General features: G+C 37.6%; 7 protein-coding genes and 2 pseudogenes. 3 read left to right on the top strand and 6 right to left on the bottom strand.

The window, feature by feature from the left end; genetic code table 11:
* Positions 1-620 precede the first annotated feature (620 nt).
* Positions 621-1,658 (bottom strand): septal ring lytic transglycosylase RlpA family protein, encoded by a 1,038-nt coding sequence (locus F6K15_RS15610; RefSeq protein WP_293062196.1) that lies wholly within the window; start codon positions 1,656-1,658, stop codon positions 621-623.
* 439 nt (positions 1,659-2,097) lie between these two features.
* On the opposite strand from F6K15_RS15610, the pseudogene F6K15_RS15605 reads away from it, so the two are divergent.
* From F6K15_RS15605 to F6K15_RS15595, 3 genes and pseudogenes are all read left to right on the top strand, one after another.
* A pseudogene (locus F6K15_RS15605) lies at positions 2,098-3,243 on the top strand (RNA-guided endonuclease InsQ/TnpB family protein); the annotation flags it as partial.
* Between the two features lie 210 nt (positions 3,244-3,453).
* Positions 3,454-4,449: a phosphoribosylformylglycinamidine cyclo-ligase gene (gene purM, locus F6K15_RS15600; protein WP_293062330.1), complete on the top strand. Its 996-nt coding sequence runs from the start codon at positions 3,454-3,456 to the stop codon at positions 4,447-4,449.
* Positions 4,450-5,239: 790 nt separating this feature from the next.
* Positions 5,240-7,021 carry an AarF/ABC1/UbiB kinase family protein gene (locus F6K15_RS15595; RefSeq protein WP_293062194.1) on the top strand — a complete coding sequence of 594 codons (1,782 nt, stop codon included), beginning with the start codon at positions 5,240-5,242 and terminating at the stop codon, positions 7,019-7,021.
* A 291-nt stretch (positions 7,022-7,312) separates the two neighbouring features.
* Here F6K15_RS15595 and F6K15_RS15590 read toward each other — a convergent pair whose 3' ends face one another.
* The 5 genes and pseudogenes from F6K15_RS15590 to F6K15_RS15570 form a co-directional block, all read right to left on the bottom strand.
* Positions 7,313-8,284: a lipase family protein gene (locus F6K15_RS15590; protein WP_293062192.1), complete on the bottom strand. Its 972-nt coding sequence runs from the start codon at positions 8,282-8,284 to the stop codon at positions 7,313-7,315.
* A 98-nt stretch (positions 8,285-8,382) separates the two neighbouring features.
* Positions 8,383-8,615 (bottom strand): annotated as a pseudogene (locus F6K15_RS15585) (helix-turn-helix domain-containing protein); the annotation flags it as partial.
* A 365-nt stretch (positions 8,616-8,980) separates the two neighbouring features.
* Entirely contained in the window at positions 8,981-9,979 is a 999-nt protein-coding gene (locus tag F6K15_RS15580) for a lipase family protein (RefSeq protein ID WP_293062190.1), read from the bottom strand.
* A 1,115-nt stretch (positions 9,980-11,094) separates the two neighbouring features.
* On the bottom strand, positions 11,095-11,910 hold the full coding sequence (locus tag F6K15_RS15575; RefSeq protein WP_293062188.1) for a class I SAM-dependent methyltransferase: 816 nt from the start codon (positions 11,908-11,910) through the stop codon (positions 11,095-11,097).
* A 264-nt stretch (positions 11,911-12,174) separates the two neighbouring features.
* Positions 12,175-16,944, bottom strand: coding sequence for an SDR family NAD(P)-dependent oxidoreductase (locus F6K15_RS15570; RefSeq protein ID WP_293062186.1), 4,770 nt, complete (start codon positions 16,942-16,944; stop codon positions 12,175-12,177).
* Positions 16,945-16,964 lie beyond the last annotated feature (20 nt).

Raw genomic sequence — 16,964 nt, 5'->3', positions numbered from 1 at the left:
CCATTCGCCCCTACTTTACAGGAAATGTCCCTTGGACAAAGCGGTGCGACCCCGCAACGACGCCAGTCGCAAGCGGTCGGAACCCGGCGTTTTGGCTATCGCCGACATGTTTGCGTAGCATTCCGCACCGAAAAGCGGAGCAGTTCTGTGTTCTTCGGGTTTCCTTGCCATGGGAACGCCAACCAAGAGAGGGAACGCGCACCAAGAGAAAAAGAGAATTTATGACCTAAAAACTGGCATTGAAACCATTCATTCTGACTCCTGACTCTTGAATCCTGACTCCTGACTCCTAAAAAATACTCTAACTATTTGTAGCAAACATTTATCAAACTGGTATTACCCTATTTTAAGCTTGACATGACACTAAGCCTTAGAGGCTGCTGTTTCTCAAAAAATGTTCAAACACATAAGATTTTTCCTTCTTCCTTCTTCCTTCTTCCTTCTTCCTTCTTCCTTCTTCCTTCTTCACTTCTGCTATAAATTAATTTTGCACAGATACTTAAGAAATAGAAAAAAAGGAGGAAAAGTTGATCTTTTCCCCCATATCATTTATATAGACACTCTCACGAAACTATTAGAGTAACTACTCCTGTAGTGAAACATTCTTTAATCAGACTAAATTAAGATCCACGAGAATCAATAACCTCAACCTTTACAGGAGCAACTCCACTATGAATCATACCTAAAATACGAGCAGCCGCAGCAGATAAATCAATAACTCTGCCTCGAATAAATGGGCCACGATCATTAATCCTGACGACGACTGAACTACCATTATTAAGATTAGTCACTCGTACCTTTGTTCCAAAAGGCAGAGTTTTATGGGCTGCTGTCATGGCATATTGATTGTAACGTTCGCCACTAGCACTTAAGTTACCATGAAATCCAGGGCCGTACCAAGAAGCCCAACCTTGATATTGGAAAGTAATAGGCCCGACAGCTATTTTTTGTGGCTCTGGTTGTGGTTTTGGTTTTGGTTTACCTGCTATTTCTTCTAGAGGAGGGGCATTATTAACTTGTCGTCTGAGACGGTTAGTTGCTTGTAGGGTATCTGTTGCTAAATCGTTGGTACTATCTGGCAGAATAGTTTGTTCGTTTATTTCTACTAATTTTTGGTCATTGACCAGAATCATGTAGCTTTCAGTATCTGTGTCCCACTTAGCTGTAATATCCAGATTAGGGTTTTCCTGCATAAGCTGATTTAGTTGAGAGGCAACTATTGATGCTCGCCACACAGGATCTTTTTGTTGGTTTGAATTAGAAGATTGAATAGTAGCTATTTTCATCGAAGAGTCTGAGTTAGACTCTGGACTAATATTATTTGCTTTCTTACCCTGAGAGTCAAGAAAAGTAAGAACTGGAATATTACGAACATAGAGAGTTGCAGCTTGACGACCAGTTAATTCATGGGCCATAATTTCAGTAACAGTATCTTTCCCTTCTCCTGTGTTTAACTGGTATTCCCCAACTTTGAGTACATCTACCTGCCTATTAGCAACAGTTTTCTGTAAGTTATCATTTGTTTCTAAGCTTCTATCTGTTGGTTCGTTATTTTGATAAATTTTGTCTTCTTGAAGAGTATCTGCATAAGAGTAACCTACACCTACACTAGAAAATATCAAGAAAGTAGTCAGAAAAGTCCAAATTTTGTACTTCATAAACCTATTTTTTTTAAGCTCTTTTTTTTAAGAAGCACCCATTGAGTTGAACTTATCTGGCCATAGTCCAGCTAAGACTATTCCGGATAACCCAAACTCTTCGATGTTTAAGTATTATTAAGAGACTGCAATAGAGTATCACAAACTTTTCAGATTGGGAATCAAATTAGAAAAAAAATTTGGTTAATTTCATCGTAAAAATTTAGGGATGTGGGAAACCAGGCCGTTTTCACCCCTGGGTGAAAACTAACTGATAGGTTTTAACCTGTCGTCTAAATATTGCCTTTCATAATTATTTTCGCTATACTTATACTATATGGCGATAATAGTTGAAATGTATCTGACTCAAAAGAACAAAATCAGGAACTTGTCGGCTCAAGAGTTTAAAGCTCTCAGACAGTTGTGCAGATTATCCAAAAATATGTAGAATGTAGGACTTTACTCTGTTAGACAGTTTTATTTTGCAGAAGGTGGGTATCTCAGATACGAATCCAACTATCATCACTGCAAAGATAATGAAAATTACCAGCTACTTCAAACCGATATTGCACAACAAACATTAAAAGTTGTTGATAGGTCTTTTAGAATTTTTTTCAACTTAATAAAAGCTGCCGATGAGAGGCTATATCGCTTTGAACAAATACGATTGCCTAGATACTTAAATAAAGAGGGGTATTTCCCTCTAATTATACCTCGAATTATCGTCAAAAACGGATATTTTAAGATCCCAATGTCTAGGAAATTTAAGGCTGAGTATGGGGAAGTAAAAATCCCTTTTCCGGAGCGATTAATAGATAAAAACCTTAAGGAAGTTAGGGTAATTCCTAGATATAATGCTAGGTTTTTTGAAGTTGAATTTATTACTGAAATTGAACCACAACCAGCCACAAAAACTGATAAAGCTTTAGCTATAGACCTTGGTTTAAATAATTTAGCTACCTGTGTATCAAATACTGGGTCGTCGTTCATTTTGGACGGAAGAAAACTTAAATCAATCAACCAGTGGTACAACAAGGAAAATGCTAGATTACAGTCATTAAAAGATCGACAAGGTATCAAAGGGTTGACTAAGAAACAGATTAACATTACAGTCAATCGAAACAATAAAGTAAGGGATTATCTGAATAAAGCAGTTAGATATCTCATGAACTGGTGTAGTCAAAATCAAATATCTACTATTGTTGTAGGTGTTAATCCCGGAATCAAAAAAGATATCAATTTAGGTAAGAAAACAAACCAAAAATTTGTACAAATACCGCATCATAGTTTGAGATTAAAGTTAAAAGCTATGTGTGAAAGAGCTGGATTAACTTATTTGGAACAAGAGGAATCTTACACATCCAAGGCTAGTTTTTTGGATAGAGATAATATACCTTTTTATCATGCTCATAATTCAACTGAATATAGCTTTAGTGGCAAAAGAATTAAACGTGGTTTGTACAAAACGAAGCAAAATAAATTGATTAATGCTGACTGCAATGGAGCAGCAAATATTGGATTAAAAAGTAAGCTGAATGGGTTTACCCCAGACAGACTAGAGGCATCTTTGACTATGCCATTAAGGGTTAAATTTGACGTGGATTGAACCCGGCAAATGTATTCTGCTTAATAATCCGCGTGGATTTATCTCGCGGAGTGTCAAAGAGACAAGACTGATGGTAAACTTCTAAAGGTTAGACATCCTGACAAAAGTAGGGATTTATGAAATTGCCTTTGCTAGATTGAGAATCTTCATAAATGGGTTTCTTAATCTTTTGTTGTCTAGCGCACAATCAAAGTTTTGGCCTAAGACATGATGGACTATAAACAAGCTGGTGTTGATGTTGAAGCGGGTCGTGAATTTGTAGATAATATCCGCAATATGGTTATTAGTACCCACCGACCAGAAGTTTTAGGAGCATTAGGTGGGTTTAGTGGGTTATTTGCTTTGCCAAGTGGCTATACAGAACCTGTTTTGGTTTCTGGTACTGATGGTGTGGGCACAAAATTAAAATTAGCAAATATTCTTAATTGTCATCATACTGTTGGTATTGATTTGGTGGCGATGTGTGTCAATGATGTGTTGACATCGGGGGCGGAACCTCTATTTTTTTTAGATTATTTAGCAACCGGAAAATTGAATCAGCAACAGTTAACTGAAGTGGTTTCTGGTATTGCTGAAGGATGTCGTTTAGCGGGGTGTGCTTTAATTGGGGGAGAGACTGCTGAAATGCCTGGTTTTTATCCACCTGGTGAGTACGACTTAGCTGGTTTTTCTGTGGGAATTGTGGAAAAAAGCTTGATTTTGGATGGGTCTCAGGTGCAAGTGGGCGATGTGGCGATCGGGTTGGAAAGTAGTGGCATTCATAGTAATGGTTTTAGCTTGGTAAGAAAGATTATTGACGAGTACAATATTTCTCTACAAGATTGCCCAAATTTTTTGAATAAGAAAAGTTTAGGAGAGGCACTATTAACCCCAACAAAAATTTATGTTAAACCAATTTTAGCAGGGCAAAAAGCGGGTTTAGATATTCATGGTATGGCTCATATTACTGGGGGTGGTTTACCAGAAAATTTACCTCGTTGTTTGCCAGAAGGAATGTCTATTAATATTGATAGAAGTAGTTGGGATATTCCTCCTATTTTTAAGTGGATAGCTGAAGCTGGAAATGTTGAAGAGGAAGCGATGTTTAATACTTTTAATATGGGGATTGGTTTTGTGGTTTTGGTGTCACCGATTCAGACAGAAATAACGATTAATTGGTTTGCTTCTCAGGGAATCAAAGCTTATTGTCTAGGTGAAGTCAATTAGTTTTTGATAATGAATTGAACAAAAAATTGGGAGGGATTTCATTGATGAGATAGGAGGCGATCGCGAAAGTAATTTATTCAATTATCAATCTTTGCTATTGTCGTCATAGTGATAATTTTAAATTACCTAAATTATCGAAATATATCTAAGTTTTTTATGAAAAAAATATAACAACCAGTAAGCAATTACAATTATATTGGCATTATATGAATTGACACAAAGAATGGATTTTGTTATTGAATTATGAATATAAACCTAATTAAAATGATCATTAAATATTGCGGTCGCAATATTTAATCTTAGTTGGCTAAATTTACGATGGTTAATGATGATTTATTTGCATAAAAATTATCCTTGATTTGATACCTAAGTCAATAATTATGAAATGAAAAATTAGTTGGCGATCATTGTTGCATACAATATCTGATATCTAGCAATTTTTCCAAAATTCTTAAATAGTTTTCACTATCTAGCTAATTAAATATTAATCATTATGACCAATGTGACTTTAAAGGTGTAATTTATCTATAGTTTGATAACTAAAAAATTGTGTTACCAATAAAATTCAGGTATTTCAAATCTGAGTGTTTTCTATCTGAATTCTGAGTAATTTTCTAGATTTGAATCAAAAGTAAACCTAACTAAAAATTTCGTAAGCATTTCCTGCAGAATGCTGCACAAACAGCTAGCTGATGGCTGACAGCTGAATGCTTATAAAATTTCAACATTGAAATGAAATAGTAAAGTAAACAATTAATCAATAATTTCTTGGTCTAGTTGAAAATAAAGTATGATAAAGAAGAAATATATTCCTACCCCTATAGTTGAAAAAAAAGACCGAAAAAAAGTCAAAATCGTGGATAAACTAGAGGCCCGTCGGTTATCAACCACTTATATTATTTGGCGATTCATAGTTTATCTTGTAGGGATACAAATTCGTAAATTTACTGGTAGGTCAGATGTTCAAAAAACAGCCACCCAATTACGAGAAATTTTTGAAGAATTTGGTGGTTTTTGGGTAAAAGCAGGTCAGTTATTCGCATTGCGAAACGACTTGTTTCCAGATGAAGTATGTGATGAATTACTAAAATTACAGTATCAAGCTGTTGGGTTTCCTTTTGACATGGTACGCTCAACTATTGAATCAGAATTAGGCAAACCAATAGAAAAAATATTTGAGTTTTTTGATGAACAACCTTTAGCTGCTGCATCTATTGGTCAAGTTCATAGAGCAGTTTTACGGAAGAAGAAAAAACTAATTCCTGTGGTGGTTAAGATCCAACGCCCTGGTTTGGCGGAGTCTTTTAAGCGAGATTTAGACCTGATTAAGGTTTTGGCCAATGTGTTGATGTCTTTAAATATTGGTAGTGATTTAAGTTTAGATGAAGCTTTAGCAGAATTGGAGAAAACTTTTAGAGAAGAGTTAGATTTCCGCTATGAAGCAACAAGTGCTCGTAGGATGAAAAAAACCTTAAAAGCACACAAGATATATACTCCAAAAATTTATGATAAATATTCTAAACGTCGAGTTTTGGTGATGGAATTTATCGATGGTGTATTAATGGCGGATTATATTAAGACTTATCAACGCGATCGCGCCAAAGCTAGAAGATGGGAAGACGAAAACGATGTAGACCCCAAAAAGGTTGGCGAAAGCTTATACTTATCATTATTGCGACAAATATATGAAGATAATCTCTATCATGGAGACCTACATCCAGGCAACATCATTTTGTTGCGTAAGAACAAGTTTGTGCTGATTGATTTAGGAAGTACGGGTTCTCTAGAAAAAGAATTGAGAACCTCATATTTGAAATATAATAAAGCCCTATCAGAGGGAGACTTTACTAGAGCTGCTGATTATATTATCAGGTTTGCTGTGGATGTACCCAAGGTGAATATTTCTAGAGCACGGGTAGAGATAGCACAAGCAACTCAGACTTGGGCAGATAGCTCAGGACTTAAGGGGTTATCGTACAAGGAAAAATCCCTGGGTGGAGCTACAGCCGAATTTTCCCAAGTTTTAAATAGATATGGTATCCCCAATAACTGGTCATTTCTGAAAGTTAGTCGGTCTCTTTTAACCTTAGATGGTTCGCTTCAGTATTTGTTGCCAGATTTCGATTACTTCAAGGTTAGCAAAAAGTATAATCAACAATCAGAGCGTCGTGCTTTAATTCAAAGTTTGCGCCCTGAGAGTATGATGGCATCAATGAATAAATTCTCAGAAATTTTTGCAGAGTATAACGATCTGATTTTACCTCAACTCCGACAGCAAACTATACCTTTTGAGTTAACAGTTAACAGGTTTGCTCTGACCTTGGCAGTGATTTTGCGTGCTTTGTCATCTGTATTGGTGATAGGTGGGTTTGGCACATCATATGTATTTCTCTATCAGCAATATTTTGGGATTATTCAACCCATTAATTTTGAAGTGGTTGATGAATTTGTCAGACAGTTGCCTTACATACCATATTTAGAGTGGGTTGGGATATTAATTGCTGGGGGACTGACTTTCCGGATTTTATTAGCTTGTGCAAATATTCTGGAGCGTAAGGAGTTTGGTAAATAGATAAGTAAGTTGTTATAGCTTAGTTTCCACAATTAGATAAGCATTACGAAAGTAGGGAAACTGGGTAAGTAATTTCAACGGTAGTTGCTATTGCCAAGGCCAACGTTTTTGATGTAGCTGAAATATTTGACTTTTGACTTCCGCGTAGCGACACTAGGGCGTGTTTTCAAATTATAGCCACAAAGTAATGCAGACGATCGTAATCATGGCTGTATAATTGGCAGCAAGTTTTTCATAACGAGTTTGAAAACACACCCTAGCCCTAGTTGAATGTATCTAATTTTAGTTTACTCATGCGCTGGGTGCAACCGTTGGGCTGGTTGTAGACCTTAGCTGTTCCTGTCTTTTAGCTACCGCCGTATAATACGGGTCTATCTGAATTGATTTTTGCTGAGATGTTTGTTGATTTGTTATTTGATGCTCTACTTCATGCAAATGATTATATACTTTATATGTTTGACCATTAACTGCGTACTGATCCGATGGAGTGTCTGTGTCTTTGCAGAAAAACCATTCTTGGCCTATATGTCTGTAGTTTTTGTATATCTGCGGAGGAAGACCTGGTACAAAGTCTTTAGTGTTTACCACCCGATAGCTGTTCGGAACAGTAGCATTGTAAAAAGTTGCAAATTGAGAGTTGCCTACCTTCATTCCTCCATAGTTATACATAAATACATTGTTTGCACTTATATGATGACTCACTACGAGCTCAAGAGCTGTTAGAATAGCAAACGCTCCTCCTAAACTATGACCAGTTACATACCAAGGTTTATTGTGTTCTAAGTCTTTTATCCCTGCGTTAATCTGAGTCCTTAAGGATTGTTCCTTAGTAGTATCGGGTATGTCTATGTACATCTCTGATACGCCTTGCTCAATATTGCCTTTATTTGCAGAATTTAATAAATAAGGCACTTCGGTGTACTGCAGTGTTTCCGATATCTCGAATGGAGTTCTTGCTCCGCGAAAGACAATGATGTTGTCTGTCGGCGAGCTCAGTATGAAACCTAGGTATGAGAAATAGCTATGTTTTTCGTCTAAATCTTTATTGCTCTGATAAATGCTAGTGCTACTTTTAGCTCTGGAATAACCTTGAAGTTTTTTCACTACACGATAGTCATTGAAAACACTCTTAAAAAGAGGTAAATCATTGACTTGTCCGTTATAGTGATCGTCCTTTTTCCAAGCAGAATATTGTTGATAGGCAAGTGATACTGCCTGTATGAGAAGTAATGATTTATTACGATCGTAAGGTGCTACTGTCATGTTAATTATTTCCTCCTAGTTTATAGAAATTCAGTGTTTAGCTAACATCCCGCGAACATTCAAATCTTCAATGACTAAAGTGCCGTGGTTCAAGTCTGTGGTACACTGCTGACTTCTGCAAGAAAATCTAAATCTTGCTGTTTTTTCCAACAAGTAAGCATAGTTGAGGTGTTTGCTTGTAGCTTACTCGTTCTTGGTTTTCATGCCATGCAGTAGTTCTAGCTGCTCAAGCTTTGTTGTAGATTAGACGCACACAACCCAATGTGATCCGCAACAGATTTTCCTGTTCTGGAGTTGGGTAAAACCTAAATTTGTACGCTTTTTCAAGCATCTTCCTGTTGGGTTTTCTATGTTCACATTTTTACAGATTGCCTGTGAAACCGCAAGATTGATTGGCATTCATCCCGACGCTCCCGTGACCGGAGAGCGCCGGTCTTCTGCCAACATTTTGATAAATTTATTGATTTTCAGACAGCGAAAGATAAATTTCCTAAAGCTTGAAATAATATCAAATCCGCCTAATTGCACATAGATCCAATAACGTAATAATCAGGGTTTTAAGCTATTGATTGTCAGGGTATTTAACCGGATTTGATATAACCTGGTTTTGTAAATACATAAAATGGCACAGTTTAGAATGAAACAGCTCTGGGTTATCCAAGAGCGTAAATATAGTTCATTTGTATCTTTAAGGGTCTATTCATCCGTAGATTTTTCTTTTTCGTTGACTACAGCTGCATAATATGGGTCTACTTGAGGTTCACCTTTATTATAAGCAACCATGTCAAGATGATTCCTTTCTGGAAGAATAACCAGCTCATTTTGTGGATATACGTAAGCGTCCTTTCTGAAAGACCATTTTTGGCCTACATGTTGGTACTTGTAACTAGGACCCATATGAAGAATCCCAAACATGCTAGGAATATTTGGTGCAAAGTCTTTAGTGTTTACAACCCTATAGCTATTTGGAACTTTAGCATCGTAATACTTTGCAAATATAGGATCGCCTATAGCCGACCCTCCATAGTTGTACATAAATACATTGTCTGGACTCATATCATAAGTCTCTACGAGTTCAAGAGCTGTTATGATAGCAAGTGCTCCCCCAAAGCTATGACCAGTTATATAGCAAGGTATATCTTTATCTAATTCTTTTAGCAATGGGGACATCTGATCCTGTAAGGATCTTTTGTTATATAGGTTTTTCATGTACATTTCTGAAACACCTGACGCAATATATCCGACATATTTACCCCCTAATTTACAAGGAACTTGTGGGAAAATCATTGATTGTTTCTTCTCAAATGGAGTTCGCACTCCTCGAAAGACAATGATGTTGTTTTTCTTAGATTTCAGTAGGAAACCTAGGTATGAAGAATACTTCTCTTCTTTGTATTCACTTGGATTCTCGGGCATCGATGGATAACAAAACTTCTCTATATCATAGACCAGATCCTGAAATTTATCACCGAACTCATCCTTCATGCTTTCTGGATCAGAGTTATAACTTTTAAAATTTCTTACTTGAGTATATTCACTGAAAACTGTTTTAAAAAGAGGGAATTGAGTGATGTCTCCGTCATAGTTATTGCCAGATTTCTCCTCAGATTCCTCACGATAATATTGTTGATAGGCAAGTGATACTGCCTGTATGAGAAGTTCAGATATCTTGCGATCATAAGGTGCTACTGTCATGTTAATTATTTCCTCCTAGTTTATAGAAATTCAGTGGACATAGCCCACTTTTTTGCTATCACCCCTTTACACTACCACTTCCTCATCCTAAATAGCAATAAGCTTGAAAATAAAAACTAATCCTTCAAATTAAGCTTGCTCCAAACAAATCTTTCAATAATGAATAATGAATAATGAATAATGAATAATTACCTCTCCTTGAAAAGAAGAGGATTGACAAACAGATGAAAATTTTTATTTATTATCCCCTTAAAAGGGGAGGCGCATACCCACAATTTTTCGGTAACTTTTGAGCCAGGGTAGTTATAGCGCTGTGCGCAGGCAACAGCTCATCTGCCAACAGGCAACCCACCCCTAGCCCCTCCCCCTCCCAGGAGGGGAATAAATTGCCGATAATATAAGACTTTTAGCTATTTGACCCCTCCTGCAATTTGTAAATATACCAGTGCTCATTGCTATATATCATTTCTCAAAAACTTTTCTACATTTTGTTGAGCAGGGGACCCACCCCTAACCTCTCCTGGGAGGGGAAGTAAACATAAGAATAATTAACATTAAATGAGCTGCTAATTAGCAAAAAAATGATTCGGCCTGTGCTAATTAGTTGATAACTGAAGTATTATATCATGTCCAGATAATTAGTGATCAAAAAACTTTCTCCTTCAACTCCAGTTCTTCTTCTTCCTTCTTCCTTCTTCCTTCTTACCTCCTGACTCGGTCCTTCCCCTCCTGGGAGGGGCGGGGGTGGCTTGACTCCTGAGGACTCCGTCGTTATTTATTTATAACTGTTCAACCGGACATGATATTACTCAAGGTCTTGCATTAATGCATGGGAATTGGTATTACACTAGGTTGGTCATTTCAGTTATCAGTTATCAGTACCTCTGCAATAAGGAGGCTTGAAATAAGGAATAGTCTCTTTTCTCTTGGTCGATGGTCGGCCAGCGAGGAGACTTCGCCATCCGGAGACCGCTTTTTATCCCTTTAAAAAGGGAGGCGCATACCCACAATTTTTCGGTAAAGCATATATTCGTGATCGCCAGGAACAATTTCTACCTTAACCTCGTACCGTTAAACTTCATACTTAATCGCAACTTTCATGCAACAAAACCTAATTATAGCTTAGTTTCAACAATTAGATAAAAATTACGAAAGTAGGGGAATTGGGTAAGGAATTTCAAAGGTAGTTGCCATTGCCAAGGAAAACGTTCTGGATATAGTTTATAGAGAGGCCAAGTATTGACCACTTGCAATCCCATGGTGGCTAAGTCTTGTTCGTTCTTCACAAACCACTTAAGTGGGGCTCCGATTTTAGCTGCCCCTTGATTTAATAATAACTTACAGGAATTACCCATAACATCCATTACCCAAGTTGCACCAGGGAAATGCGATCGCATTTCCTTAACCAGTTGCTGCAATTGATTTGGCTCAATGTACATGAGCAAGCCTTCTGCAAGGAATAAAATATTTTCAGAACCCACATCAGGAATAGAATTCATCCAGTCAAAATCCATTATCGAAGCACTAATAAACTGGTGTTGCTCGGTTTCAGAATCTAGTTGACGGCGTAAATTTGTTACATCTGGTAAATCAAGGTCTAGCCAACATTTAACATTCTGTCCAATGCGGTGAAAGCGAGTAGATAAACCCGCACCCAATTCTACAACAACAGGATGGGGATGGTTAGCAATATGACCAGAAGTAATTTGGTCATGAATATAAGACCGTGTAGACAAACTGGTTTGATATATACCACCTACCAAATTATATGATGCTTCCATATCATCATCTAGAGGCAATTGTTTGTGCCACTGTACAGCTAAGGGGTCTTGAAACAGACAGTCAGGACGCTCTTGTTCTTCTGCTCTGGTCTTCAGGGTGGCGGCCATAGTACGAGAGACACCGGTTAGTTTACTTGTAATTTGAGACATAGGGATTCAAATATTTATGTTTATGAGTTCATTACATCAATTTTTACCGAATAATTAATAATTAAATAATTAAATAATTAAACAATTCAGCTGACTCTGCCTTCCCAATAAAGGGGAAAAAAGCGGTCGTTAGCGTAGCTTCCCGCAGGGTGGGATGGCTGCGAAACCTGCGCCAGATCCAATCGACCAAGAGAATAAATTTTTCCCTTATTGGTCTTACCTCTCCCTAAAAGGGAGAGGTAATTATCCATTATCCATTATCCATTATCCATTATCCATTAATGAAAGGATTTTGAGCGATCGCTCTATACAAACTTGCAATTTCTGAGCCAGAGTTGTGACATTAGGATTATAGACCATGTATTCGTGATAACCAGGAACAGTTTCTACCTCAACCTTGCCCACAATTGTTTTTGCCCAACCTAGAGTTGGTTCCATAGCAGCAAAGACTTCTTGAGAGAGTCCTAAGGAGCCTTTTTCCGCCCGGAACAAAGTTATAGGGCCTGGATAAGGAGGGGGAGAATACCCACCCATTGCTTTTAAATTTAATCTTAAAAGTTCTAAGAGACGTTGAATATCATCCACTTCAAAATCAGGCGGAAGTAGTTTAGCTTGTTGAGCTTGCTTCATAACGAAAAGTGCTTGTTCGTTAGAAGTAAGTTGCTGAAATTCTTTAGCAGGTATTGAAATTGTTCCCCCAAACAGTGGCACAACTATTTCTCCCCTTTCCATCAGGACTTGCTCATCAGGTAACTCAGAGGGAACGTAAGTATCAAGTAATCCTAGAAAAGCTACTTGTTCACCTTGAGTTATTAGTTCATCAGCCATTTGTAAGGCTACATATCCACCAAAAGACCAACCCAGTAGAATGTATGGACCATTTTGCTGAACCTGACGAATAGCCGATAGATACAGAGTAGCCATATCTTCTACTTGCGTCAGAGGTTCTTGCCCCTTTTCTAAACCCAATGCTTGTAAGCCGTAGAATGGTTGATCATCACCTAATAATTTAGCTAACTCAAAGTAGGATAAAGCCATTCCACTACTAGGGTGTACGCAAAATATAGGGACTTTGGAGCCATTTGGGTTAATTGGAAACAGAGGAGAAAATTTATTCTCATCTGGAGAAGACTGACGCAGCGCTTCAATATGTTTAGCTATACCAGCAATAGTCGGTGACTCAAATAAGCGCTGTAAAGTCAGTTCATTCCCCAAAGCTTGTCGGAGGCGAGAAATCATTTGAGTAGTCAAAAGAGAATTCCCACCTAATTGAAAGAAATTATCATAGATATCCACCTGGGACACCCCAAGCAACTCCTGCCAAATTTGAGCAATTTTACGCTCTATATCATTCCTGGGCTTTACCCTTTCTTGAGTTGAACGACCCGAATTACTCTCAGAAAGTAAACCTACATCAATTTCCCCAGTCTCAGTCAAAGGCATTTGTGGCAACTCCACCACAGTACAAATACTAGGTTTACCCACCGCATCATATACCTGATGATCCAGAGAACTTACATTTGGTTTACCTTTATCGTTAGTAGTAAAGTAAGCTGTTAATTGTTGCAGATTATCCGATGGAGCAGTTAACCTTCTGATATTAAGATTACTACCATCTAAACCGACCATCAAGTAGGGTTTATCATGGCATAAACCAGCTAAGAGTGAAGACATACCTTGAGATAATCCCACAGCTAGATAACCCTTAGCTTGAGTTAACTGCTTCATCTGATAACCCCGACTCATCCCCATTTCATCCCACATACTCCAAGCTAAACAATAGCTCTGTAACTGACTCCGATCGCGTTGATAGTAAGAGAAAGCATCCAAGAAACTATTAGCTGCTCCATAAGCTCCCACCGTTGTGCCACCAAAGAAACCATTAATAGAGGAAAAATTGATAAACAAGCTTTTGGGTTGCAATTCTTGCAATTGATGTAATACCCAAGTACCTATGAGTTTAGGGTGTAACACCTCAGCTAAACTTTCTGGTGTTTCTTCCATCAGCAAGCGCTCTTGCATCAACCCTGCCAAATGAATCACTCCATCTAGTTGTTGAGTGTTCCATCCAGACAAGGTTTGCTCTACTACCTCCTGCACTGCTGTAATATTGCAGATATCCACCCCTAGGTATATCACCTCACCACCTAGTTTTTGTAATTGTTGGTAAGCTTCGATTTTCTCTGCTAGTTTACCTCCTTGTTGTAAATGGGTTTGCCAACTGTTGCTTTCTGGTAAAGGTGTACGACCTAACAGCAATAATTTAGCCTGATAATGTTGCAGGAGATACTTGGCAATTTCGACACCAATTCCTCCTAAACCGCCACTGATCAGGTAAGTGCCTTCTGCTTTGAATGGTAATGATTGTTTAGGTGAAGAAGACAGGTTAATTTTCTCCAGACCTGATACCCAACGCTCTCCATCTCGATAAGCCACTTCTGAATCTTTGGCATCAATAGTTAGTTCCTCAAGTATCTGATCGCTATTGACATCTAATGATTCTTGTGGTATGTCTAGATACCTACAACTCCAGTGGGGGATTTCCTGGGGAATAGTTTTTAGTAAACCTGGTACTGTTGCTTTTTGATATGCAATGGCTTCTTTGGGATTCAGAGACTGACTATGACTGGCGACATAAAGCAGTCGCACTGGATAATTTTCACTTTGATTACTAAAGGCTTGTAATATAAATAAAAGGCTATAAATTCCAGTTTTTTGTGCTGTTTCTATAGTTTCTATGTCAGTAATTTCTCCTGCATATTTATCATAATGCCACAGATGAATAATTGCTCCGATTTGGAGATTTTCTGCTGCTAGAGACTCGTATAATTTTTGATAATCTTCTCGGACATCTGGAGCAATTATATAGTGATTATCATTGACCTTTTTGAAAGTTTCTCCCTGTTCTACCTTCACATAAACTTGAGAATTTTTGTCTAATTTATGACACAGTTTTTCACCTAATTCTAAGCCATCTAAAAATACTAAAACAACCCCAATTTCTGCTAATTTTCGTGGTTGATAATATCCTTGTTTTCTCCGCCATACTTTTTCATAGAACCAATCAGGAATTGTATTACTATTTCCCTCTTTAACATCGAGCTGCTTGATTACCTCATCAAAATCACCCTTCGCCAACATTTTTTTCATTAGGGAACGCTGAATTTTTCCACTTGTTGTCTTCGGAAAATCTTGACGTTCTAAAGGCAGCACATAATCTGCATTAATACCTATATTGGCAGATACTTTACCTTTAATCTTTTTAATCAGTTCTATATCTATTTCTCCGCTGGAGTTTTGTGGTGTAAAAAATATGGCTAACTTTTCTGTTCCTTTTGAATCTGATGTCAACCCACAAGCTCCTACATAAGTTGGTTCTACTCCTTCTATTTGATTGACAATTTCCTCAATTTCATAACAATAATAATTCACTCCATTAATCACAATTTGCTCTTTTTCTCTTCCTGTGAGAATCAAATGACCATCAATTATAAACCCTAAATCTCCTGAATTAAACCAACCATCTCCTACAAATGCTTCTTCGTTAGCTTTAGCATTATTCAAATAACCTGGAGTCACAACTGCTCCCTTAATTTGAAACCGACCAATCACTCCTTCTGGTACCACTTGATTATTTTGATCGGTAATCCGAATTTGTACTCCGGGAACTGGTTTACCTAAATCAATAAAATCAATAGTATCTCGCTCATCATCTTGAGTAATTTGCAGTTTACCTCCCAAAGATGATTTCTCTACTCGATGAACTCCTGTTTCCGGTGTAAATTGATTTTGATATGTCATGCAAGTACAAACCTCTGCCATACCAAATGCTGGTTGCATGGCTTGAGATTTTATACCATAAGGAGACACTAAATTCAGAAATTCTTGTACAACTGGTAAAGTCACTTGCTCTCCTGCATTCATCAGGAATTTAATTGAAGATAAATCCCAACTTTTACCTGGAACTTTTAACAGGGAATCACTAACTAATTTAAACCCAAAATTCGGTGCCCAAGTGTGAGTCACACAATACTTTTCAATTAAATCTAACCAGGTTAAGGGGTTAGCTAAAATTATTTCAGTGGCTACTTCAATTTGCTGACATCCTAAATAAACATCTTTCAAGTGGGTAGTAAGAATTGGCACTACATGGTCTACAGGAAGCCAGTTGAGGCATATATCACTATCTAGATAGCCATTAAACTGTTGAGCTGCATGAATATGGGCAATAATTCCTCTATGGGTTTCTTGAATACATTTGGGCGCGCCTGTACTACCTGAAGTCAATTGAAAGAAAGCAACATCATCTGGATGGCTTTTATGAATTTCTGCTGTGGGTGGATAATTGCGTAACCCGCTCACCGATACTACCTTCAAATTTGACACGGGTAAGAAATTATTTAAGCCATTTAGCTGTTCTATTAAAGAATCACTTGCTAATATTGGTGGCTGTTCCAGCAATTCCCAGGTGCTATACAACTTTTTGACAACAGCATTTGTTTCTTCATATTTACTGGCTACTGCTACCGTTACTGGTTTAATCCCACCTAGAATACAAGCCCATAATATGGGAAAGTAATCTCGCAGGGATTGAATTTGTAAAATTGCCCTACTCCCTGCTGTTAAACCCATTTGGTACAAGCCACTCAAGATTGATTTTGCTTCTTCTAACAGAGAACCATAAGTTTGAAAATCTGCTTTTCCTTCAGCCAGTACATAAATTATTTGGCGTTCTTTGAACTGAGTAGCAGTTTTAATCAGAGCCTCTGTCAAGGTTCTGGGGGCATCTTCTGGGATATTCAACAATCCTCCATCACTGAGGGCGAGTGCTTTTGAGTCTAAATCTTCTGGTTGAAGAGATGGATTTGTTGGATGTGTTACTAAATCTGTTAGTATTCTATTTCCAGGAACTAAGTCTGATGGCAGCAAGTCTGATATATGCAATGGTGGTAAATGTGGTATTTTCTGTTGCACTACTACTGCTACTTGTTCTATTTCTGGTACTGCCTTTAGTTGTGTTTCCCATTGTTGCACTAAGTTATCGTCAATTACTG

It is taken from the genome of Okeania sp. SIO2B3, assembly GCF_010672525.1.
Lineage (GTDB): Bacteria > Cyanobacteriota > Cyanobacteriia > Cyanobacteriales > Microcoleaceae > Okeania.
The sequence above is the reverse complement of the archived record's forward strand: the minus strand, read 5'-3'. Positions and strand labels throughout refer to the sequence as shown.

Coding starts and splice junctions, on each gene's coding strand:
- F6K15_RS15610 (WP_293062196.1), bottom strand. CDS start 1,658: ATGAAGTACAAAATTTGGACTTTTCTGACTACTTTCTTGATATTTTCT.
- purM (WP_293062330.1), top strand. CDS start 3,454: ATGGACTATAAACAAGCTGGTGTTGATGTTGAAGCGGGTCGTGAATTT.
- F6K15_RS15595 (WP_293062194.1), top strand. CDS start 5,240: ATGATAAAGAAGAAATATATTCCTACCCCTATAGTTGAAAAAAAAGAC.
- F6K15_RS15590 (WP_293062192.1), bottom strand. CDS start 8,284: ATGACAGTAGCACCTTACGATCGTAATAAATCATTACTTCTCATACAG.
- F6K15_RS15580 (WP_293062190.1), bottom strand. CDS start 9,979: ATGACAGTAGCACCTTATGATCGCAAGATATCTGAACTTCTCATACAG.
- F6K15_RS15575 (WP_293062188.1), bottom strand. CDS start 11,910: ATGTCTCAAATTACAAGTAAACTAACCGGTGTCTCTCGTACTATGGCC.